This window comes from Flavobacterium sp. MMLR14_040 (assembly GCF_033657265.1).
GTDB lineage: Bacteria > Bacteroidota > Bacteroidia > Flavobacteriales > Flavobacteriaceae > Flavobacterium.
In genome coordinates this window covers 504272-527878 of record NZ_JAWVWO010000001.1, presented here as the reverse complement: position 1 = coordinate 527878, position 23607 = coordinate 504272, and the positions used below count along the sequence as shown (strand labels likewise).

Annotated in this window: 20 protein-coding genes; 12 read left to right on the top strand and 8 right to left on the bottom strand. The window is 36.8% G+C overall.

Annotation, left to right across the window (positions count from 1 at the left end):
* Positions 1-7 precede the first annotated feature (7 nt).
* On the bottom strand, positions 8-1195 hold the full coding sequence (gene dinB / locus SD960_RS02450) for a DNA polymerase IV (protein WP_318800649.1): 1188 nt from the start codon (positions 1193-1195) through the stop codon (positions 8-10).
* A gap of 331 nt (positions 1196-1526) precedes the next feature.
* On the opposite strand from dinB, the gene SD960_RS02445 reads away from it, so the two are divergent.
* From SD960_RS02445 to SD960_RS02435, 3 genes are all read left to right on the top strand, one after another.
* Complete coding sequence (locus tag SD960_RS02445; RefSeq protein ID WP_318800648.1) at positions 1527-1982, top strand: response regulator; 456 nt, start codon at positions 1527-1529, stop codon at positions 1980-1982.
* A gap of 349 nt (positions 1983-2331) precedes the next feature.
* On the top strand, positions 2332-2565 hold the full coding sequence (locus SD960_RS02440) for a hypothetical protein (protein ID WP_318800647.1): 234 nt from the start codon (positions 2332-2334) through the stop codon (positions 2563-2565).
* A 113-nt stretch (positions 2566-2678) separates the two neighbouring features.
* Complete coding sequence (locus tag SD960_RS02435) at positions 2679-4532, top strand: TonB-dependent receptor (RefSeq protein WP_318800646.1); 1854 nt, start codon at positions 2679-2681, stop codon at positions 4530-4532.
* A 42-nt stretch (positions 4533-4574) separates the two neighbouring features.
* Here SD960_RS02435 and SD960_RS02430 read toward each other — a convergent pair whose 3' ends face one another.
* Complete coding sequence (locus SD960_RS02430) at positions 4575-4793, bottom strand: hypothetical protein (RefSeq protein WP_318800645.1); 219 nt, start codon at positions 4791-4793, stop codon at positions 4575-4577.
* 981 nt (positions 4794-5774) lie between these two features.
* Here SD960_RS02430 and SD960_RS02425 point away from each other — a divergent pair.
* The 4 genes from SD960_RS02425 to SD960_RS02410 all read left to right on the top strand — a co-directional run bounded on the left by SD960_RS02425 (position 5775) and on the right by SD960_RS02410 (position 8874).
* A complete protein-coding gene (locus SD960_RS02425; RefSeq protein WP_318800644.1) occupies positions 5775-5990 on the top strand; it encodes a hypothetical protein in 216 nt (71 codons plus the stop codon).
* A 44-nt stretch (positions 5991-6034) separates the two neighbouring features.
* Entirely contained in the window at positions 6035-6949 is a 915-nt protein-coding gene (locus SD960_RS02420) for a helix-turn-helix transcriptional regulator (RefSeq protein ID WP_318800643.1), read from the top strand.
* 209 nt (positions 6950-7158) lie between these two features.
* Entirely contained in the window at positions 7159-8115 is a 957-nt protein-coding gene (locus SD960_RS02415; protein ID WP_318800642.1) for a hypothetical protein, read from the top strand.
* 156 nt (positions 8116-8271) lie between these two features.
* Positions 8272-8874 (top strand): hypothetical protein, encoded by a 603-nt coding sequence (locus tag SD960_RS02410; protein WP_318800641.1) that lies wholly within the window; start codon positions 8272-8274, stop codon positions 8872-8874.
* A gap of 66 nt (positions 8875-8940) precedes the next feature.
* Here the strand turns inward: SD960_RS02410 and SD960_RS02405 are convergent, their stop codons facing one another.
* Positions 8941-9453: a hypothetical protein gene (locus tag SD960_RS02405; RefSeq protein ID WP_318800640.1), complete on the bottom strand. Its 513-nt coding sequence runs from the start codon at positions 9451-9453 to the stop codon at positions 8941-8943.
* Between the two features lie 289 nt (positions 9454-9742).
* Between SD960_RS02405 and SD960_RS02400 the strand changes: the two genes are divergently transcribed.
* The 4 genes from SD960_RS02400 to SD960_RS02385 all read left to right on the top strand — a co-directional run bounded on the left by SD960_RS02400 (position 9743) and on the right by SD960_RS02385 (position 13982).
* Positions 9743-10396, top strand: coding sequence for a hypothetical protein (locus SD960_RS02400; protein ID WP_318800639.1), 654 nt, complete (start codon positions 9743-9745; stop codon positions 10394-10396).
* 164 nt (positions 10397-10560) lie between these two features.
* Positions 10561-11835, top strand: a complete 1275-nt coding sequence (locus tag SD960_RS02395) for a hypothetical protein (RefSeq protein WP_318800638.1) — start codon at positions 10561-10563, stop codon at positions 11833-11835.
* A 173-nt stretch (positions 11836-12008) separates the two neighbouring features.
* Positions 12009-12638 (top strand): hypothetical protein, encoded by a 630-nt coding sequence (locus tag SD960_RS02390; RefSeq protein ID WP_318800637.1) that lies wholly within the window; start codon positions 12009-12011, stop codon positions 12636-12638.
* Positions 12639-13100: 462 nt separating this feature from the next.
* Positions 13101-13982, top strand: coding sequence for a hypothetical protein (locus SD960_RS02385; RefSeq protein ID WP_318800636.1), 882 nt, complete (start codon positions 13101-13103; stop codon positions 13980-13982).
* Positions 13983-15506: 1524 nt separating this feature from the next.
* Here the strand turns inward: SD960_RS02385 and SD960_RS02380 are convergent.
* The 5 genes from SD960_RS02380 to SD960_RS02360 form a co-directional block, all read right to left on the bottom strand.
* Positions 15507-17372 (bottom strand): hypothetical protein, encoded by a 1866-nt coding sequence (locus SD960_RS02380; protein WP_318800635.1) that lies wholly within the window; start codon positions 17370-17372, stop codon positions 15507-15509.
* Complete coding sequence (locus SD960_RS02375) at positions 17369-17857, bottom strand: ABC-three component system middle component 2 (protein WP_318800634.1); 489 nt, start codon at positions 17855-17857, stop codon at positions 17369-17371. The genes SD960_RS02380 and SD960_RS02375 overlap by 4 nt, the downstream gene beginning before the upstream one ends.
* Positions 17854-18945 carry an ABC-three component system protein gene (locus SD960_RS02370; RefSeq protein WP_318800633.1) on the bottom strand — a complete coding sequence of 364 codons (1092 nt, stop codon included), beginning with the start codon at positions 18943-18945 and terminating at the stop codon, positions 17854-17856. Before SD960_RS02370 ends, SD960_RS02375 begins: the two co-directional genes overlap by 4 nt.
* A gap of 562 nt (positions 18946-19507) precedes the next feature.
* Entirely contained in the window at positions 19508-20062 is a 555-nt protein-coding gene (locus SD960_RS02365) for a fibrobacter succinogenes major paralogous domain-containing protein (RefSeq protein ID WP_318800698.1), read from the bottom strand.
* Positions 20063-20125: 63 nt separating this feature from the next.
* Positions 20126-21280, bottom strand: a complete 1155-nt coding sequence (locus SD960_RS02360; protein ID WP_318800632.1) for a hypothetical protein — start codon at positions 21278-21280, stop codon at positions 20126-20128.
* 259 nt (positions 21281-21539) lie between these two features.
* On the opposite strand from SD960_RS02360, the gene SD960_RS02355 reads away from it, so the two are divergent.
* Positions 21540-23486 (top strand): hypothetical protein, encoded by a 1947-nt coding sequence (locus SD960_RS02355; protein WP_318800631.1) that lies wholly within the window; start codon positions 21540-21542, stop codon positions 23484-23486.
* Positions 23487-23607 lie beyond the last annotated feature (121 nt).

The window sequence follows — 23607 nt, the reverse complement described above, 5'->3', positions numbered from 1 at the left end:
CTCGGGTTTATTTATCGGACTTGCGTTTTAAAATTTCATTTTTATTGTTGGGTTTAAAGGATGCCCCGGCGCAGCGCATCACCGCGTCAAAGCCATATCTAGTCTTCATCCGGTCCATGGCCTGATAAAGCGAGAGCATTTCCTGGGTATCCTCGAAAAGATCGATCTGATAGGTACCGCGCACAAGCCCGCTGAACCGTACCCCGATAAGGCGCAGGCGCATTCTTCGCTGGTAGAGCTTTTCAAACAGATCAACAGCGGTCTGGGTCAGGATATGATCGGCCGAGGTATACTGCACGCGGGACTGCTTGGTCTCGGTATCAAAGTTGGCATAACGGATCTTGATGGTAACAGTGGATGTGAGCCACTGCTCGGATCTTAGCTGAAAAGCCAGTTTTTCCACCATTCCCAGTATCACCCTTTTGAGTTTGTCCATATCAATGGTGTCCTGCCCAAAAGTATGCTCGGTAGAGATGGATTTCCGCTCCGTGTAGGGTTCCACCGGATTGTTGTCAATGCCGTTGGCTTTTTTCCATAGCTCCAGACCGTTTTTGCCAATCATCCGCTGAAGCGCTTCGGCTGGCATCTGGGAAAGCGTTTCTATCCTGCGGATCCCAATCCTTGAGAGCAGCTGGAAGGTTTTGTCCCCAACCATGGGGATTTTTCGTATGGACAGGGGATTTAAAAAAGACTGGACCAGATGCTCGGGTATTTCGAGGTTCTGTTTTTGTTTGCCTTCGCCGGTTCCGATTTTCGATACGGTTTTGTTTACTGATAAGGCAAAGGTGAGGGGAAGGCCGGTCTCTTTTGTGATGGTCTGCGCAAGCTCGTCTGTCCATTTGTAGCTGCCATGGAACTTGTCCATGCCGGTAATATCCAGATAAAATTCATCGATACTGGCTTTCTCCACCACCGGCGCTTTTTCCTGAATGATCTCGGTAATGTCATGGGATAGCCTGGAATAGAGTTCCATGTCGCCTTTCATGATTTTGGCCTGTGGGCAAAGCTTCATGGCCAGGTGAATGGGCATGGCCGATCGTACCCCAAACCTTCGCGCTTCGTAGGAACACGAGGCCACAACACCCCTTTCACCGCCCCCGATAATGAGTGGTATCCCTTCGAGTTCCGAATTGGTCAGTCTTTCGCAGGACACGAAAAACGTATTCATATCGATGTGCACAACTGCCCTTTGCATAGTCTTCTCATTTTATACATGACAAAATTATTACAGATCGTAACATTATTTAATAGCTTGTATGTTCTAATTTATAACAAATTTATATGGTGCGTTTTTTCTTATAGGGCAATAGCCTGTAAATATTGAAAACTCGAAAAGAAATGCAGATTAAGAAAATGTAAAAAAGAATTTTTTTAATGTGTTTTTTCTGAATTATGGATTAACTTTACATTCCCCTTATCAAATCAGGATATCATTTTGCAGTTTTAAAATAGCATGACCTTTACTTTGGAATATTGTTTATCCAAAGCAGCTTTCTATATTACCAGTTAATGTAAATTTTAGTAGAATGGCATTTGAAAATTACAATTCCCACAGGTTTATTTACCAGGCCGATGACGACAGCGATGACAGGGAGTTCTTTGCTGATGCGGTAAGTGAAATTGACCCCGATCTTATCCTAAGACAGGCCCCCGATGGCATGCATTTAATGGATGAACTTCTCGCGCTTGCAGGTTCTGATCTTCCCCAGTTTATTTTCCTGGATATCAATATGCCCGGCAAATCAGGACTGGAATGCCTAAAGGAGATAAGAAGTTTTGAGGGAGGTCTTAAAGATGTGAACATTGTGATGCTTTCCACCAGCAGTGATCCGGAGAATATCCTCAGGGCATCAGAGCTCGGCGCTACTTTCTATGCGGTAAAACCCAGCTGTTTTGATAGGCTCAAATCCCTGCTTGAAGAGGTGCTTTCGATGAATCTTGTGGGGGCTGATGAAGGAAATAAAAAGTTTCTTTTGGTTTAGTTTTTGGGTTATTTTTTTTAGTTTAGGCAGGTCATAAAGTGACTTTTACTAATGCTATTTTTTAGGAGCTTTTTCCCGCTATCCGTTCCAATCTTTTGTGCCGAACACCGGCACAAAAGATTGGAACGGATAGCGGGGCTAGGGATGCTGAGCAGCCCTGTTTTGCCTTGGAGAACTCCACATTGAAACCCAATTGCTGTTTTTCTAATTAATAATCCAGTAAACTTTTGACAACATTTAAAGAGCGGAAATTTTAGAACATTTTTCTATTTAATCTTCAATAAAATAAATGACAATTAATTTTATTATTTGGCTATTTTTGGCATTTTGAAATTATTGCCTGTATTTTATGAGATTATCTTTGGTTTTTATTGTTTTTATTTTGTCATTTTCTGCAAAAGCACAATCGGTAAGCGGGGTTATAACCACTGCAGACGGAAAAGCACTGAGTGATGTAATGGTTTATAATTTCTCTTCGAAAAACCATGCCCATAGTGATAGTAATGCAAAGTTTATTCTGGAAAACACTAAAACTCAAGACAGCCTTGAAATAACAAAACGAGGGTATATTACCAAAAAATAAAGGTTTCGGATACTGAAACACTTTGGGTTTCTCTTGAAGAAAAACCTTTTTTATTAGAGGAAGTTACCATTACCAACAACCTGAAATATTTAAATACCATTTCCAGGATAGATTTGGAAATCCAGCCGGTTTCAAATTCGCAGGATTTAATGCGAAAGGTGCCGGGCCTGTTTATCGGCCAGCATGCGGGGGGCGGGAAAGCCGAACAGATTTTCCTTCGCGGTTTTGACTGTGACCATGGAACCGACATCAATGTTTCGGTTGATGGAATGCCCGTGAATATGGTTTCCCACGCCCACGGGCAGGGGTATGCCGATCTACATTTTGTGATTCCGGAAACTGTCGATAAAATTGATTTTGACAAAGGGTCCTATTTTGCAGAAAAGGGTGATTTTACAACAGCCGGATATATTGGTTTTACTACCAAAGAGGCTTTAAGCACGAGCGCCGTTTCATTTGAAGCGGGCCAGTTTGATACCTTCCGGACTGTGGCATTGTTTAATCTGCTTCATACCGAGAACCAGTCTGCTTATTTTGCAGGGGAATATATGATGACCGATGGCTATTTTGATGTGCCTCAAAACTTTAACCGGATCAATTTATTTGCAAAATATTCAGCCAAAACGAGTAACGGCGATAAGATGGCCGTTTCCTTATCTCATTTTACAAGCCAGTGGGATGCCAGCGGACAGATTCCCGACAGGACCGTAAAGGATGGGACGATTTCACATTTTGGCGCTATTGACCCAAACGAAGGCGGGAATACCGCAAGGACCAATTTTAACCTGCAGTATGATTCCAAAATTGATGATCATTCTCACATCAAAAACAATGCGTATTTAAGCAAATATGATTTTGAACTATACTCAAACTTTACTTTTTTTCTAAATGATCCTGTTAATGGGGATCAGATCAAGCAAAAAGAAAACAGGACCATCATAGGCTTTCAGTCTGAGTATAATAACAAGCTGAGTGATAACTGGCTCTTTAAATTGGGCGCGGGACTCAGAAACGACAATAACAAAGACGTCGAATTATCCCACACCTTAAACCGAAAAACGGTACTGGAGTACTTGAGTTTAGGCGATGTAAACCAGAGCAATCTTTTTGCTTACTCCAGTTTTGATTTTACATCCGGGAAATGGCTGGTAAGTTCAGGTGTGCGTCTGGATTATTTTAAATTTGGATATGAAGATCAGCTGACAACAGCTTACACTAATCAGACGCAAACGAAGGCTATTGTCAGCCCGAAACTGAGTTTTTTATATACCCAGAATAAAACCCTGCAATATTTTCTGAAGCTCGGAAAGGGCTTTCACAGCAATGATACCCGTGTGGTGGTGCAAAAAGGCGAGAAAATCCTTCCGGAAACCTACGGGGCAGATCTTGGAGTTAACTGGAAGCCTTTTCCAAGGATGATTATAAATTCTGCTGTTTGGTATTTATACCTGGCCCAAGAATTTGTCTATGTGGGTGACGAGGCTGTTGTGGAACGGGGCGGGAAAACACACCGAAAAGGTTTTGATTTTGGTTTTAGGTACCAATTTACAAACTGGCTGTTTTGGAACACGGATTATACCTATACACATGCACGCTCTATCGATGAGCCAAAAGGGGAGAATTATCTGCCGCTGGCTCCCGTTCATACCCTGACAAGCGGACTATCGGTAAAGGAACTGCATGGTTTTTCAGGAAGCCTGCGAACACGGTTTTTAGGGGACCGCCCGGCAAATGAAGACAATTCGGTACTGGCAAAGGGATATTGCATCACTGATTTTTCGGTAAATTATCAAATTAAAAAGATTACTGTGGGTATTAATATTGACAATATTTTCGATACAAAATGGAAAGAAACGCAGTTTTTGACCGAGACGAGATTGGCCAATGAAACCGATCCTGTGGAAGAAATTCATTTTACCGCCGGAACCCCGTTTAATGCCAGACTGATTTTAAAATACAGCTGGTAATTATAATACACGTATTTAATTCTGTAGGGCCGGGAATAAAGGTTATCCATTTACTTTCTCCTTATGGTACTGCCTGAGCCATTTTTCCATTTTCTCAAGCAGCCGGATTTCCCTGGGGTCGCCAGTAGGATCTGGAAGCCCTGTGATGGTGCGGCTGTAATTGAATTTCCTGTCTTCAAAGCGGCAGATAAATTTTGGCAGTTCATTATGGGAAACCATCCAGCTGTCACGGTCTATTTTTTTTATTTCAAACTTTTTCATGCCCTTTTCAGCTAGTAGTATTATCCGGTTCTCTCGCTACGATCAGGCTGTTTTTAATGTTCCTGAAATTGCTGCAAAGATACTGCAATATTGAAAGTGATTTGAATCTGTCTGCTGAATTTCTTCCTGGATCCACCTTGGCCTATACCTGGTATTGAAGCGCTGTCTGACATTTGCCTTAAAGGCTGCGATCTGGAAAAAAAACCCGCCCAATACAAAAAATGCATCAGGCGGGGTGTCCATAAACATAATCTTCCATTTTATGTTTACTTGTTTATTTAAAGGGCAGTAAGGCGCTTTTTGGCTTGTTTTTACCGCTGTGGGGTAAAAAGGATGGGCATCTTATAAGGTCAAAGGTGTAGTTTGCTGACCCATTGCAGTTACAGCCTTCCGGTATGTTATTACACAATTCGCATCTTTAAATTTTGTAGTGCGGCAGTGCAAGGTATTTAAAAATAATAATAGTGCAATATTATGGGACAAAATAAGCACACGGTTTTAGGGTTTTAGGAATTGTTACCGGAATCTGATGTGAGTGATCAGTATTGTCGTTTATAATTAATGCTTTCTTTTTGGAGCTTTTTCCCGCTATTCGCTCCAATCTTTTGTGCCGAACACCGGTACAAAAGGATTTCCACTGCACAGGAGCGAAGCGAACTGGCGAAGCAATCAGGGCTAGGGGAGTATCGCACAACGTTCCGGTATTACAGTTGGTTTGTGATTAAATTAAGCTCGATTTTTGGAATTGCCCAAAATCATTCCACATACAAAACCAGCTTCACATTAAAATTATTGCCCAAATCCGTTATAGTAGCTGTTGATGGCCTGAATTTTTTACGTTCGATGAGTCGTTTTTATATATTCAATTTTTGCGCAATGCGGTTACCCCTGCGTTACCATCATTTTGGCTAACAAATTCCTCATTTACACTTCATGCTGCAAAAATCAGTTAATGACATTTGCAGTATAAAATTTTAAGAAATGAAAAATATTTTAACACACAAAACAGCATTTTTATCCTGGCTGGCTATTTATCCGGTAATGAACATCGTGTCCTATTTTTTTGATGATGTATTGATGCAGGTCCCATTACTCTTCCGTACACTAATACTCTCAGCAATCCTGGTTCCTCTGATGACCTATGTGATAATGCCGCTGTATACTGCTTTATTTAAAAAATGGCTGGAGAAACAATAGATTCACCGTATCTGTTATTAATTAATTTTATTTAAATTTAAGCGATGAAAAAGCAAGAAACTACCCACCGAAAAATTGACTCCCTCCATGACTTCCACAGGGCTCTTGGGCTGCCAAAGCCATTACACCCGATGATAAGCATGATCAATCTTGATGATGTAAATGTATTGCCGGACGCGCTGCCTGAAATGATGGTGCTCAATTACTATAAAATTGCTTACAAAACCAATATGGCGTCCCAGGTTCGGTATGGTCAGAATCATTATGACTTCAGTGAGGGCGGTTTGATTTTTACGGCCCCAAACCAGTTGTTTGAAAGCCCGGATGAAACTAAAAAGTCCGGCTATGTACTGCTGATCCATCCTGATTTTTTATTATCCTACCCTTTGGCAAGAAAGATAAAGGACTATGGCTATTTTTCGTATTCGGCCAATGAGGCATTACATTTATCGGACAGGGAAAAAACTACCATCCTTTCTATTTTTGGCATCATTCTCGAGGAACTGGAAAGCCGAATTGACGATTTCAGCCAGGATGTAATTATTTCACAGCTCGAATTATTACTCAATTACTGTAACCGTTTCTATAAACGCCAGTTCATTACAAGAAAAGCAGTAAATAATAGTTTGCTCGAAAAGCTTGAAGACATACTGGAGGATTACTTTAAAAATCAAAGAACAGCTACTGAGGGTATCCCAACAGTTCATTATATTGCAGGGCTTCTACACTTGTCACCGAGCTATCTCAGCGATATGCTGCGCTTGCTAACAGGCCAGAATGCCCAGCAGCACATCCATACTAAGATGATCCAAAAGGCCAAGGAGTTATTGTCCGGTACAGATCTAACGATTTCAGAAATTGCCTATCAGCTGGGTTTTGAGCATCCGCAATCTTTTAGCAAACTCTTTAAGACCAAGACCAAACTGTCCCCTGTCGATTTCAGGCATTCCTTTAATTAGTTGTCTGGTATTTAAGATTACCAGCGTTAAAAAGAGAAGCTAATTCCAAGTTGGATTTAGCTTCTCCTTTTATTTTATAACAGATTGAAACCAGCTTGAATTGTCTAAAGGTCCATTCTCATTTTGACTACGCAAGCCCTCAATTTGGCTACGTGCGGCGACCGTAATCTATCAACCTTTGTGTATTGTTAAACTAAAACATTTATACGATGAAAAATCAAGATCAAATCTCAGTTATCGGACTCAGCACCAATCCCGTTATTACGTACAGCCCCATTGTAATGCCGGTTTCTGGCAGACCGGCAGACATGCATGTAAAGATATCGGCACCTGCCAGCGGAAACAATCTTCCTATAGTAATCCTGTCACATGGGCATGGCGCCTCGACTTATCTTTCCTCATTAAGGGGATTGGCGCCTCTCACCGAGTTCTTCTCTTCCAAAGGCTTTATTGTAATTCAGCCCACCCACCCTGATGCCAAGCTTTTGGGTCTGGACACTACAGGCCCTGAAGGAGGTTTGTTTTTGAAATCAAGGGCCAAAGACATCCATTTTATCCTGGACAACCTGGACCATATCCTGGCCAGAGTTCCGGGCCTGGAGAACCGCGCCGACAAATCACAGGTATCGGCTATTGGCCATTCCCTTGGTGCACTGACTGTAGGAATGCTTGCCGGCGCAGAAGTTACCGATACTGTAACGGGTGAAACAATAAACTTGGCCGAAACAAGGCTAAAAGCCCTGGTAATGATAGGGGCACCCGGCGGTCCCGAAGGCCTAAACGGTGATTTTGCCCTAAACCATTATCCTATATTAAAAGGGATCAACTACACATCTATGTCACTGCCCACACTTGTAATCAATGGCGACAAGGACATTAACCTGAATTTTTCAAACGTTGAAAACTGGCGCGCCGATCCCTACTATCAAAGCCCGGTACAGTCAAGCCTGCTTACCGTATTTGGCGCCGAACATATCTACGGGGGTATATCGGGATGGGATGTCGCTGAAACCACAGATGAAAACCCTCAGCTTGTCGCCTTTCTCTGTGAATCTATTCTGGCATACATCCGCTCGGCAATGGATCCAAGTGATAATAGCTGGGCAGAATTGCAAAAGGAGTTTGAAAACGATCCAGATGCAAAAGCGCGCATCGACAACAAATAATACTGGGATCCATACGCTGGATTGTTTATGAATCAAAGGTACTGCCAGCAATAGGGCAGTACCTTTTTTATTTTTCTTTGTCCTTTGTCAAATGTAAAATATCACTTAAATTCGATCTCAAAATTAGCTGCTATTTTAATAACTAATCGAAAACAAATGCGATCCATCACCCAAAAAGACATTCAAAAACCTATTAACGGTTTATTTTTCATGATCATAAATACCGCTATCTGGACTTTTATATCTGAATACTATCTTGAAAATAAAGATTTAAGAATTGTTGGAATGCTGTTAGGACTTGTCATTGCCTGTTTTTTATATTTTTATTTCAAATTGGCTAAGGCACAAAAAAAGCTGCCTGAAACGCTAATTGAAAAAACCGCTGAAGAAAAAAGCAGAGAAAAATGGTTTCTGATCATTTTTGGCCTAGAAGGTTTTGGAATATTAGTAGTCAAAAATATTCTCGTAAATACTAATCACAACGAATTATTCATTCCCTTTTTTGCGTTAATTGTTGGTTTGCACTTTTTTCCGCTTGCCCGAGTATTTAAACGAACTTTTGACTATTACATCGCCACATGGACTTGCCTATTGGCGATATTAGGTTTTTATCTAATTACACAAAAAACTGTAAATCCGTATTTGGCAAACGTAATTGTAAGTTTAGGCTGCGCGGTTTCAACTATTTGTTACGGGATTAGAATGATTTTTGAAGCAAGAACAATACTCTGGCGAACTAATAATTCAAATAGCTATTAAAAAATCTTAAAGCTGGCGCCTAAAATAAATTAAGGACAGGAACAAATTATTTCAGATCTTAATGCATTAAAATTTTGGCTGGGAAGGTTTAGTATTGCGGTTCAAACTATGACCTGTTTCATCCCTTGCGCGTTCATCTTCCTGAAGCTCTTGGTTGCCCAGCGGCCTAATTTCGAATTCCTTCCTTACCGGATCATCCTTTTCGGGCGCTATGGTCTCAAAGGTGTCGCTTTGGGCCTCATCACTCTTGTTTGTATCCATATCCGTTTGGGACCCCTCCGGTGGGTCATTCTCTATAAGGTCCTTTTCTATGTCCTTCACCGTTATGTCTTTGGGGCCGCTTTGGGGTTCCTTATAAGGGTGCTGCGGGTCATAGGGGCTGGGTGTTTTTGGCTGCGTGTTTTGGGGCTTTGGTTTGGTTTTGGGAATTATTGTCGCCTGGTGGTATTTTTGGTTGTATTTTTTTCGTTTGATATTGTTTTTTTGGAGCTTTTTCCCGCTATCCGTTGCAATCTTTTGCGCCGAACCCCGGCACAAAAGGATTTCCACTGCTATCGGGGCTAATTGTTGTGTCCACACTATTGTTAAGACATACTTTATGATGCTTTATACCATAAGATAATAAAGTTTTCCAAATCCCTAAACCGAATCGTGCCAATTCAGCCTATAGGGGATTTGTATACTGAAAAAATGGATTTGGCTGTGATGAATTCCTATGATATGTTGTATTTCTAAAAACTCAAAAATCATTTTTTAGAACAACTTTTTTGTTACATTTGAGGTAAAACAAACAAAGTTTTTCCATAAACTGACCTTATGCGTCATACTATATGGTCAGTGAAAAATATAGATTTTAATAGCGATAAAAATGACCGACAAACTCACGGAGCTTGAAAAACAAATTGGACACCTTTCAAAAAAATCAGAACTGTCCGGAGAAAACCTTTTGGTATTCCCTGAAAACTTCAGACAGGTTCATTCCTTTAAGATTTTTGGAGACAATTTACTTGCCATACCAGCGAACCTAATAATTGAAGGTGATGATGAAGAATTTGAAAAACCGTTTAGTTTTTTAGACAGCCTGGAAAACCTAAAATTATTCGAGAGTGAATTCAGGCCAAAAGTTCCCTATGATTTTATACAAATTGGAAATTTATATGGTTCAACTGAAATTGTAGTATTAAATAAATTGAAGGACACTATTCATATTTTTCATGTCTCTGACTTATCAGACAAGGATTGGCTGAAATACAAATTGGAAAAAGGAATCTGTGATTTAGAATCATTTATTGATAGTATTCAAGTACAGACTGTTTGTTGTTTAATGGACCCAACTGATTACTCTAAATGGGATATTTGTGAAATTCGAAATAATGAAATGTTGACTGGTGCCGGGCTCTTAAAATTTAAAGACAAGGAAACTGCATGCATGAAATATAATAGATTTATAGAAAAATCATTAGAGAGAGGATTTCAAATATACTACGCTCCGAAAAAAATATTAAATGAACTCCAGCAATAATTTACAAAATCTAACACTGGCTCCAGGCGGGCTCAACTTTAAGCCAGGAGCATTACGTTTGATATACACAAAAACAGGAAACTTTGTACTTTGAAGCCTCATGAACTCAGGTTCAAAGTGTTAGTTGGTTAAGCCACATCATACACTAAATAATTAAACATAAAATGAATTCTAAAAATAGAAACTTAATAAATATATTAATTGGTATAATTTTAATCCTTTTTGGCTATTATTTATATTCTTTAAATGCGTTATTGTTTCATTATATGGGACTTTTAATGATAATTTACGGAAGTTTTGTATCAATTGTTAAAACGCTAAAAATAATATTTTTGAATAATGGCAAATTTAAAGCTATACGCAGATTTGAAGAACGTGAAAACCTGCAAATACCTAGTTTTATTAAAGAAATTTTAGAATTTAGAATAAAAAACAATCGAGAGCTTCTTTTTGAAGTTGCCTATTTGGGTGAGTTTAAAGTTTTAAATTATAGCAGTAGAGACAGCAATTTTAATAATCCAAGTTTCTTAAAAGAAGCAATTCTCGACTTTGTCAATAGCGAGTTTTATCCAGTATTCCGTGTAGAAAATTTAATTCCTATAGCCCGTAATAAGAGCAACGGCGCTTTATTTGTTGAAGAAAATAAATCCGAGGTAGTCTATATTGATTTAGATAATTCTAATTTTAAACCTTTGGCTTTAGATAAAAAAATAGATTTTTATTTAGACCTCAATAAATTATCGTTGCAAAATAATGCTTATTATGGCAATGCATTGGAGAAATTAGAGAATATAATTTCAAATAAGGAATTCTTTTATGATGTTCCGGATGGTATTTTTGAAGGTAAGGATTACTTGGAAATTTTTGATAAAAGTTTCAATTTACTAGATATAAGTATTGATTATTCCATTACAGCTATTCAAGAAAAAGAAGATAAATATTTTATCGAGTTAGAAATAAAGAATAAAATTTTTAAAACTTTTTTTCAAAAATATAGCCATTATATCGATAACGAAAGAATTACTATTGTTTTAAATGAAATTTTGGAATTAACACAAGCTCATTTTCAAAAGAAATTCTATTTACTCTCTTATGAAATTTGCGATTTCGGAATTGTATTGGCTGACCAAAATACTTATGAAAAATTAAAAGAAAATGGCTGTATAGATTTTGATTTTGAAAATCAAAAGTTAACAGCAGAAGAAATCAAAAGTATCAGGAAATATTCTGATTTGTCTACAGAAATTGAAAATATAGAATTTCATATAGAAGTGGTAAAAAAATCCAATAAGAACGATTTTAAAAAAGGAGAGCAATATCATTTTTCCTACCAGACGAAATATTTATTTGATGCTGATGGATTAAATTTAATTAAGGAAAAACTAAATATTATAATTGTAAAAATAGAATTGGGATATGAGATTTTCTTTAAAAACTGACAATAATATTTAATGATCAAACGATTAAAAATTTGTAGAATAGATTTGGGTAATTAGATTAATTGAAAATAGTTCTGGATTTGGAGGATTTGATAAAGTCGAAGAATAGGGCTCATTTAATGCAATATCTAGTTTAAGTCAAGAAAATCTGCTGTTATATTAAAAATACTATTATGAAAAATAAAACCATAATCGAAAGATTAAAAGAGACCGAAATTCAATTGGAAAAAAACGTAACTGAAAGTCTAAAATTAACAGACAACAAAACCCAACTTGAGTTTTATAATCTTTGGAAAGAACATGATAGCAATAAAAATATTGAAAGCATGTTTAATGATTTGAAAGCAAATATTAATAATTACTGGTTGAATGACAAGTACAATAATGACCTGAAAAAAGAGTTCAATATGCTTTATTTTGAGCATGGAGGGCTGTACGGCGGCGCATTTGATACCTTTGCCATCGGTTTCAATTACAGTAGCATTGAATCTCCTATTTTTAAAACTATGGACGAGCGACTGAATTATTTAGAAAACATTTCTTGTTTGCCAGGGTGTATAATTCCATTACTTTCTGATTTGACCAGAGAAATTCAGGGAAAAGAAAATGATTTTGATGATTGGGAGGACTTAATGGATATTTATAATTTATTTGAAACTGCAGCATTTATTGAATCATACCAGACTTTTTTAAGGGCTCACCACGAGAATATATTTAGTAAATTAAATTTTAAAAAACCTTTTTATTTAGCGGTTGGCGAACATGATGCAGGAGCTCCGAAATTACTATATGTAATTGAATAAAATACACAGCGAATATGCTACAACGAATTTGGACATTTGACCTATAGCGCTTAAAACGGATTTGGGCAACAGCCTTAATGGAAAGTTGGATCTGTATTTTGGAACCTGGCAAATCTGAACAATGGGGCTAATTTAGCCCCGAGCCCGCTGTTATATCCTATCGTTAGCAGAAATGCTAAGATTTGCGTAGATTCAATAACTTACTACAACACGTCTAATTAAATTAATGATGAGATTATTACAAATAACACTTATATTTTTTTAACACTTATATTTTTTTCAATATATGTTTAAGACTATACAAATTTTAAGGACACCTTGAATTAAATAAATCAAAAACTTTAAAACTCTCAATACAATACTATGTACGAATATCTTAAAAAAAATTGCGCCATGTCCAACTTGTTTGATAAGGTATATTTCGCAAATAAACTGAAGAATTTGAAAAGCGCTATTAAATTCATGAAACAGACCACTTTTGAATTTAATAAGGAATCCCTAGTATGGGAGCTCAGAGAAAGCTCAGAAAATTTTTCTTTTGAGTTTAAGAGGGAAAAAGAAATTATAAGAGAAGTGTCAGGGGACGGCCTATTTGAAATAAAATATAAGAATTTTAAAGAAAAAAAAATACTCTCTAAGCATTATTTTCCTGATAATTCCACTGAACTCTTTGAATATGATCAACAGACAGGCCTGGCTAATAAATATATAAAAATCAAAGATGGTGTAAGGACCGAGCAGGCACTGAAAATTGACATATTAGAGGATGGTTCAATAATTCATTTAAATGTAAGTATGGAAGTTCACTACGATAGTGATGGACATACATTGATTGAGAGGGACAGGAACAGTGATTTGGAACTTATTTATGATTATTCCGGTTATGGAAAAAAAGGATTTTACACCAAAACGCAGCGTATCGGAGATCAGATTCATGTTGTAGAAAAATATGGCAATAAAAATGAATTTTTAATAGGGAGGATCTCGTATAGAAATAATATCGTTTCAAGCAAAGACATGCTGTTTTTTGATGAGACCGATAAACTTGTACAATACCTGAAAATTTTTGACGAGGATTCATTTGACAATCATTATTATTTTTATAATGACAAAGATTTATTGATTGAGGATAGAATTTCCCTTCCAAATGGATATATGGGTACTGATCATTTATTTGAATATGACCAATATGATAATCTCATTAAAACCACAGACAGATCATATGAATATAAATATGACCAAAAAGGAAACTGGATAGAGAGGGTAGAAATTTACAGAGGTGAAATATCCAATAAAACAACCAGGGAATTTACTTATTTTCCTGCAGGGCTTCATTTAGTTTAGCTCCAAGGATAATAAGGCACGCGGTTATTTTTGCAGGGGATCTGCCTTCACTCTATTCGAAGGAGACACTGAAAAAAGATTTTATATTTTTCGATTAGACAATCTTTGCTTATCCGAGCGCTGACAATATGCTAACGAGGGTGAACCATGAGATATAAGAGTATAAAAGCTCAGGATCTCTAAGCAATTTTACTTTGATAATTACTATCTATTAGCAATTTTGGCAGCATTAGCCATACTATAATAATATTACTCTTTTGATTAGTCCCGTGCAGAGGATTGCCGGCAGATCGTATAAAAAACCTTTAAGGATTATAAAGTTTTTTTTAGGCATCAAATCTCCTTGCATTAAAATTTTCGCTCGGAGGGTTTGGCATAGCCTGGTGCACATTGACCTGTTTCATTTCTGGTAAGTTCATCTTCTTTTAGCTCCTGGTTGCCCAGTTTCCCTATTTCGAATTCCCTGCGCGCCGGATTGTCCTTTCAGGCTATGGTCTCAAAGGAATCATTCTCAGCCTCATCGCTCTTTTGGGTATTCCTATCCGTTTGAGACCCCTTTAAAGGGTCATTCTCTATGAGGTCCTTTTCTATGTCCTTCACCGTTATGTCTTTGGGGCCGCTTTGGGGTTCCTTATAAGGGTTCTGGGGGTCATAGGGGCTGGGTGTTTTTGGCTGCGTGTTTTGGGGCTTTGATCGGGTTTTGGGAATTACGGTGGCCCTTGTGGTAATTTTTGGTTGTATGGAAGTTTTTTATTTTATTTTTTGGATTAGATTATTGCTGTTGTTTTTTAAAGGGGTGTAGCGGGCAGGTTGGGCGGTATTGGCGTTTTTGTTCGCGGTTGTGCTTTTGTGCTTGGTACTTTGTCAAATATAAAAGGATAGTGATATTTTTTTTTTTAGAATAAGGATTTGTATTTATAAAATAGCGATCAGGTAATCAGGTGTGTAGGTGCGATATTATATACATGGACTATTGCTCATCTCTGAGTTTTTAGATTTGATATTATTTTTTTGGAGCTTTTTCCCGCTATCCGTTGCAATCTTTTGCGCCGAACACCGGCACAAAAGGATTTCCACTGCTATCGGGGCTAGGGCTGCCGCAGAGCGTTGTATTTCTAATTTTACAGGCGGTGCAAAAAAATCAGGTATTTTTTCGTAAAATATTTTCCTGTTTTTTTAGGTTTAATAAAAAAGGAAACGAAAACAAAAAAAAACACTAATGTATTGATTAAAAATTTTTTAAGTAATATAAGGTGCCAATTGTCTTCAATTGGCACCTGTTGGATTTTTTGTGACAGGAGAGGACAAGTTTATATAAAATTTTTGGACGATTTGAAGAGTTTGTCATAGGACAACATGTAGTGTCTGTCTACGAAATATCATCAGCGAAAGGTTTTTCCGTTTTAAAATGGTTATCGATGCCAAAGTAATAATGCCAGTGCTCAATTTTAAATCTTCAATATACTAATAAATATTTTTCAGAGATTACAATTTTTAGCACCGAACTATAAGGAAGAAATATTGTTAAACGGGGAAAAATCCCTGTCTTCCCTGATTTTTGATACCGCTGAATATGTGTAAGTTCAAATTGTCTTTTATCAGGTCTAGAGTTACCGGGTCAGGCATTTTGTTGTCAAAAATAATAATCTGTGAATTATCTGGGAGTTTTATAATGTCGGTAAAAAATGATTTTAGAATTTCAGCCTTTATTTTTTCGGCACCAGTGTAGTCTTTCTGCTTTTCTTCAAATGTTGTTAGGGGAGAATCCAAAACAATTAGATTAGAAAAATCTGTCTGGTTGAAACTGCAATAATCTAGAAGTCCAATTAGACACGCCGTGAAAGAAATGGACCGTTTACCTTTTCCGTAACTTCTTCTTGACTTTCCGGAAATCATGATATCAAAAATATTATAAGTTGAGTCAAAATCAACTTTCACTTGTTCTTCATAATTCCAGTTGCTAAGTCTGTTTTCAATAAATTTGCAAAGACTTACAAGTTTTGAGTAAGGAACCAAATTTATATCAGTTTCACTTTGATTTTTAGAATTTGGAAGCTGTTCCAAACGATTTTTCTCATCTGCCAACCTAGTTATTAAATTGTCAATAAAAACAATCTCCCTGTCTGATCTTTCCAATTCTAAATATTGATTGAGTTCATCTTTCAGTTCCTTTATTTTAATGGAAAAATTAGTATCTAAATCGGCTTCAATTTCACGAAGGGTATTATCCAGAATCTCAATATCAAAAAGCAGTGAGTTTTCCTCGGAAGATAGATTTTCAGCTGTTTCTTTTAGTCCGGCTAGATTGTATTTCGTTTTGATAAGTTCATTTGTTGCAGCAAGCATGAAATTTTCTTTTTCCAGCATATGGTCAATTGTATGATCTTCTAAAGGAGATGAGCAGATAGGGCATACACTGTCACCCAGCTGGCCTGAAATAACATGAGTTTCAAGGATGAAATTAAGCCGATCTGCATCGCTGATGTATTGCTGTTTTAATATTTGAAATCTCTGTAAAAGTTCCTTTTTATATACAAGGTCATTATGCAGTTCCTGTTTTTGAGCCAGCAATTCATTTTTTGTTGAAATTAGGTTTTTTGCCGTTTCAATATTATTCTGCAGTGTCTCATTTATATTTAGAAATTTCTGCCTTTCTTCTTTCGAGTGATTATTGTTGTTATCAATCAGCATTTGTTTTTCGTTACCGTAATGCCTGATCTGATATTCAATAAACTCGATCTTTCCCGATATTTGATTCTCTGCAACAGTAAAGTCTTCTTTTTCAACAACGTCTGAAAAATCGTTTCCAGAAAGAAGAATATGTAACAGTGACTGAGCCATTGTACGTTCTTTATACTGAACGGAATAGTAAAAAGGAGAGGTTGTTTTAATGATCTGGTCTTCGGGTATAAAAGTCAAATTCATTAAGTTTTTCCAAGATGCCGGAGATGTGGAACCTTTATCTTTGCTGACTAATACTTTCTTATCCTTCAGGCCCATAAAACCAAGCAGGAAGGATGAAATGTGATTCTCATTATCCAAACGGCCAGTGGTATGAAGTTCTTTATAAGGAATGTTTTTATTATAAAAGTCTTTGAATTCGCATTCCTTAAGATAAATTGCGGTTTTTCCAATTCGGCGCCATAATGTAAAAGGTTTTGAATCCTCATATCTAATTATTTCTATAAGTATTTGATCATAACCGGTACTTTGCGGAATATCTTTTGGCGCCTCGCCAATGCCCAGCCCATATGAAAGAGCAGCAAAAATATATGATTTTCCTGTGTCGGAAGCGCCTGTAATTAAGTTTGCACCACTTTTGAATTCTAAGCGGGCCGTCTCAACATGCTCTCCGCTAATGTTGATGCTGCGAATAAAAAAACCGCTCATATCGTTTTAATTCCAGAAGTTAAAAAATCACCGCCCCACTTTTGTATGTTATTATCAATAAAAAGCTTGATTTGGTCAGTATCTTGCGATCCCCATCGACTTACAACCCACCGACACCTATCGTTGAGTTCAAGAAAATAGTTTGTTTGAAACAGTTTCAGAAATAATATTCCTGCAGGAGTAATCTTGTAAAAAAAACCTTCCGGCATAACAACCAGTGTTATGAGTTCCTTTGTAGCCATTATGGATAGTCCTTTTTGTATAAGCTCTTTTTTTGAGAATACCTGCACACCTCGGTTAGGTATTGGGGCATGCAGACTTTTTGGGCCATTTATGTCAGAGGTGTTCAAACATAAATAGTCCAAATACATTATCTTTTCGAGGTCCATTAACTGGTCACCTCCTACGCCCAAAATTATTAATGACCTCATTCCGATTTCAATAGGTGTATTGTATATTTTTACTGTTTCTCTAATTTCTTTCATGAGTCGATCCATTTAATCCGATTTTCATTCGCTAAATGATTACATAACCCGTCTTTATCCAAAGGTTTTATTTCCAAGTGAAGCGGATTGCTTGAAAAATCAGTACGCTTCAACTCTTGCGAGGCCAATAGTATACGTCTATAGCCTGAATCACCCTGGTGGAGTTCCAAAGTAGTCTCTAGAATAGAATGAGCATCATCCAAAAGTTCCGAAAATGGCGAAGGATTTGCTTCTGTGAAATTTTCTCTGCTGAATTTGTCGAGTGATTCGGCACTGTAAAAGCTATTTCTCTGAGTATTAAAATGAGTAAAATATCTACCTCCTATATTTCTCAATTCTGAAATGTTTTGAATCTTTTGATTTAATTCCTGTTCATAAATTTTAAACAGCAATTCGGTGTAGGTCTGTTCACGTGGCTGTATGTTTGTTTCTGGAGCCGGTATAAGCTCCCTGTATTTTTTGATTCCTCCACCAAATCTTAATACATGATATTCCGTCAACTTGTGCTCTTCAATTATTTCATGCGGTGCTAAATCATTTAAAATGGAAAAGTCAAAGGATTCTACATATTTTTTTAGCTCTTTTGTTAATACAATATCTTTGGTTGAAGTAATTAGTTTCAAACAATAGTTTTCCCAATTTGCTATTAGCTTTTCATTTATATGTTTAGGATTATCAAGCCAATCCAAAACTGCAGGCCCGCAGCCTTTTGGTGCCACTATAAAATACTTTTTTGGGACGGGATAAGCACCAGAAAATGTATAGTAGCATAGCTTGCCCAGTTCTGGATATATTGTGGTAGGTGCTATTTTATTATTGTAATGCTTGCATTGGTAGATATCGATCGAACCATCCGCATAGTAGCCCACCACATCTCTTCCTTTATCCCCAGCTCCAGCAAATGAACGAACTTTTGCATATCTTTTATTGCGACATCCAAAGAGCCATTCTAAAATAAAAGTTTCGTAGTCGTCTGATGACATTAATTCTACCCTTTCCAAAGCAGAAATAACGGAACCCTGTATTGCCTCTAATGCTGTAATTCTTCTAAGAGGTGTAGGTTTAGAAAAGGGTAATTCTTCCTGCATTGAAATCAATTGTTTATATTTTTTGATAACGAAAAATAAGTATTTATTATTAAAGAGCAATTAAATTCTCACAAACAAAATCCAATATCTTTGTTATAAGTCTGTTTTATATGGCTGAATTATACTAATAAAATTAATCTTCAAAGTTATGATTTTAAAAATTCACTTTATAAGTAGTTATACCTGTTTTTATTTCTAAAGTTCCTTTTTAAGCACGATAAATTACTATTTTGTTTCAGTAGACTGTAATTAAAAATTTACTAACTTTTATTTGTAACTTATTAGTTGATAATGCTAGTAAAAAAAAAAAACGGCTTTTGGAACAAATTAAGGATTATGAATTAAGATTAAGCAATGCGAGAGACTTGTTCTTAATTTCAAGAATATATGCCGATGATTGTAAATTGATGAAAGAGACATAGGTGTACGAATTACAAACCTTGAAGTTGTTACTTTCTAAAAAGGAAACGAAATTAAAAAAATAGTGTCAATTGTCTTCGATTGGCGCCATTTGGCTGTAGTGACCTCGACGGAACAAATCTCTTTTTTTAGGACAGAGATATTAATCTATTATTTTTAGGCATCGGATGTAAAATCCTTCAATCTGGTACTCGTTGCTGATAGTTATATTTGGGTCATTTATTTTTAACTGAACTGCTTTTGAAGTTTTACCCGGAGGCGGAAGCTCAGGCTGGTTTGGATCTGTATCCGAAGTCCAGTAAAATACTGATTTACCAAAGTCTTCAAAATTACCTGCCCTGAAACCAAATAGCTGGGCATTAAAACCTTTTTGATCTTGAAGGATTCTGCCGCCTGAATTTAAACCACCAAAATTTTTTGCCAGTGTTTTCCAGTCTTCAACACTAGGAATTTTCCATCCTAATGGGCAAATATTTTCTGAAGCATTGACGGCAAACCAGTTGTAAATCCTGCCATATTTTTGATTTTCTTTTTTATTTTCAAACACTGCCTGGCTAGGAGAATGAAAATTCTGCCACTGCAGGCTATTCTGCACTAAAGTAATAGGGCTTCCATTTGCAAAAGAAGCAACTCTTAAATTTTCCGCCATCCAAATTTGGCTTCCAATTTTTATAGTTTTATATTCATTTCCATCTATATCATTAATTGTTTCTTCCGTGATGGACAGTTTTGTTGATTTACGGTTTTAATTGTTTTTTAATTAATATGTTTTTGTGATCTGAGCATTTGCAGCAGGAGTAAGTTCGATAGAAGTAAACTTCAAAATTTCCGCTACGACGTCATCTTTATTGTCAAAAATTGATAAAATAAGATTTTTATATTTTCCTTTATCTGACATTTCCTTTAGAAGCGGATAAATAGGACGTTCATCTGTCCAGTACTGTTGATTTAGAAAGACCATAGGGCTGGCGTAGCCAAAACTTAAATAATGGTTCTGTACTGCGTCCTGAAAAATTTCCTGGATAGTTCCCGCACTTCCTGGTGCAAAAATAACACCTCCTTTTGCTATTGCCAGAAGCCCTTCTTCACGTATGCTGTTGTCAAAATATTTTGCAATTTTTGAAGCGAAAGGAGTTGGAGGTTCGTGTCCATAAAGCCAGGTTGGTATTCCCAGACTGTCGTACGTTGTGTCAGGATACTGATCCAAAACCTGAAATGCTTTATCCAGCCAAAACCTGTCCTTGAAGCTAGGAGCTTGAGATAAGATATCAAACGCTATTTTTAATTCTTCTTCATCTCGACCTGCAAACCATGCTCCGAGGTGAGAAGCTTCCATTGCACCTGGACCACCGCCTGAGACTACCAGGTATCCCAATTCGGTAAGCTTTTTACTAATTTTTGCTACATCGAAGTAACTGAGATTATTACGTGGCAGATCGTGTCCGCCCATTACAGCTACTATTTTCTTTTCATCATATTTTGCCAGAAAATCATATAATGCATCAGTTATGGAATGGTCATGAAGGCGTCTGGAAAGAGTTTCTTTAATATCCTGTGCTTCTTTGCCGGCAGTTATATAATGATTGTAAACAATTTTGTCCAAAGTACTCTCGTAACTGTCAGGGTCGCCAAGGGCATATCCTCCAAGAAGAGAAGACTTTGTGTATAATGAATTTAAATAGCTGTTATAAGGCGTGTTAGTCTCGGGGAAAATCAAATTATCCTGAAGGAGAAACTTACCAAAAGTATCAGGTAGCTTGCAGCCTAAAAAAAGACAGTCTGAGAACTGTTTGTTTTCCAGTATACTATCGGTAAAAGTAAAATTAAGATTTTGAAAGGCCATCTGGCTAATCTGATTTGCACTGCTAAGAAGGATTCTTAAATCTTCCTCATTTTCTATTTCCCTGTATTTCATAAAGTAAAAATTTAATTTTAGTAGAACCGATTAAGGATACAGCAAAACAAAATAATTCTATATTTTGGTGTAAAGTACTATAAATCAAAAATATATTATTTAAGGATATAAAGAAATACGTATTTATACGGTTTTTTATTATTAAAAAACTGCGAGTCATGTCCATAAAAACTTCTGCTTTCAGACTTTTTTTTATTGCTATTTATTCTTCAAAGTGTAAAAATACTATCTTACAGCTTCAATAATTACCATTAAAAATATGGATCACGAAGAACTGGGATCAAAAATAGGAACTACGGAAATAAATGATGCGGCTCAGCTGTGGGAATTCCTGAAAAGCAGCGCTGGACTGGACTTAAAATACTATGATAAACAAATGCTTGACTCGTACGATCCTGATCTTAATCTATATTCGCTGCTTGGGATATCATGTGATCTGCCTTCAGTCGAGGAGAATTTAGCAGCAGGACAGGTCACTTTAGAGCGCCTGCTGGAGGTTCTTCTTACTGCATTTCATCCTTATAGTAGGATGATGAATGAAATATGCCGTTTCTTTGCCAAGTACGAGATCAAATATGCAGATGAAAATATTAAAATGGAGTTTGATTTTGATTCTCTCACAGAGGATATGAGATTTGATCTGGAAAGTTTTCGTGAAATGGTTAATAAATATCATTTAATTGAAGTTCAGATCTCAGCGTATGAAATAACAGCTTCTCAAATCAATGAATTGTACGGCATACTTCGTTTAACGGGTAGCGCTTCAATAAAAAACGTGGCTGCAAAAATGTGGACAGATTCCTATATTGACGAAAAGTCAGGAGCTGTTTTCAAAGCGCCAGACCTTAAAACGCCAATTACAGGACATCCAGATCTAGACCGAAGCCTTGAAATTCTTATGAGTATATGGCGTTCTTTTGTAAATAACTGCCTCGAGCATGGCAGAAGTCTTGAAGATCTAAAGAAAGCTGCGAACTGGAATGAGGACAGGGGAGCGTTAGAACAGAATGTAAATGTCCTAACTGATATCAGGCTTTTATGCCGGATTTCTTTGGATCACTGGGCTAAATTTTTTATCGTCCAAGTTTTTTCTACCATTGAAGAAATTGAACAACTGGATGCTGAAGAACGTAATTTACGCTTCAATGGGCTTTCTGACATTCTAAATGCTTTCGTTTTAAATTTGAATAGAGTTACTGTAACTGTGCCTGAAAAGAAAGTAACGGAACAGCTTAAGGATATTTTAAACCTACCAGTCTGGAAATTTCGTTATGAACTCTATGCAGCCTGGATACTGACAAAAATTGACAAATCATTTGACGGATATCAGGTCATGCTCCACCATAAGAATGGAAAGCTTAGTCTTCCTTTTAAAGCTAATCTTATTGCTACTATAAAATCGGCAGAAGGTGATTTTGAACTCTGGTCGGAAGTTAGAAGTGCACTTGCAAACCCAAGCGGAAGCAAAAGGAAAGCAGCGATTCAACCGGACTATAGGATTTTCTTCAGTGCAGATGATGATACTCCTGAAAATCATTTTGTTGCAATCGAGGTAAAACAGTATAGAAATTCGAATAAAAAGAATTTCAGCGAAGCTATGAATGATTATGCTCGAGGGCTTCCCAAGGCAGAAATCTTTTTAGTTAATTATGGTCCTGTTAAGGACAATATGTATTTAGAATTCCCGGAAAGATGTACATACATGGGGCAGATCAGACCGGATGATTTAGGTTCGGATATCTTCGAAGAGAAACTTTTAGCTGTGTTGCCATTACCAGATATAGAGGGATTGGAGCATTATCTTGATTCATCAGTGCTGGCGCCTTATTTGGGATGTCCTGTAGATGAAATATATGTTGATATATCAGCGTCTCTTGAGAGTCCTGACTATAAATCATTTTTGAAAGTAGTACTCAATGAATTACTACGTCGGAGAAAAATTGTAAAGGTAGCAGCTGTAGATTCTGCGGAACGTTATTTGTGGAAGAATCCGAATCAAAGTGCGGTAGAACAACTTACAGATATTGAATTTAAGGGCAGTACAGATTTCACAGAAATTATTCGTGGAGTTAGTCGAAAGAAACTGATTATAACTGATCTCGATGGCTATAGGATCTGTGTGAGGAATAATGTACTAATTGGAGGCTGCTTAATTTATCATGATAAAAAAGTTGATTTTCAACCACTAAGTTCTGATTTGTGGTGATACGAAAAAATAATATTTTAGCCCGTAGAATAGCTTTGAATTTAATTTTTCTGGTTTAACTATATTCAAAGCTTTCTGACGGACTTTTTTTTACAAATTCTTGTAAAACATACCGGGCAGG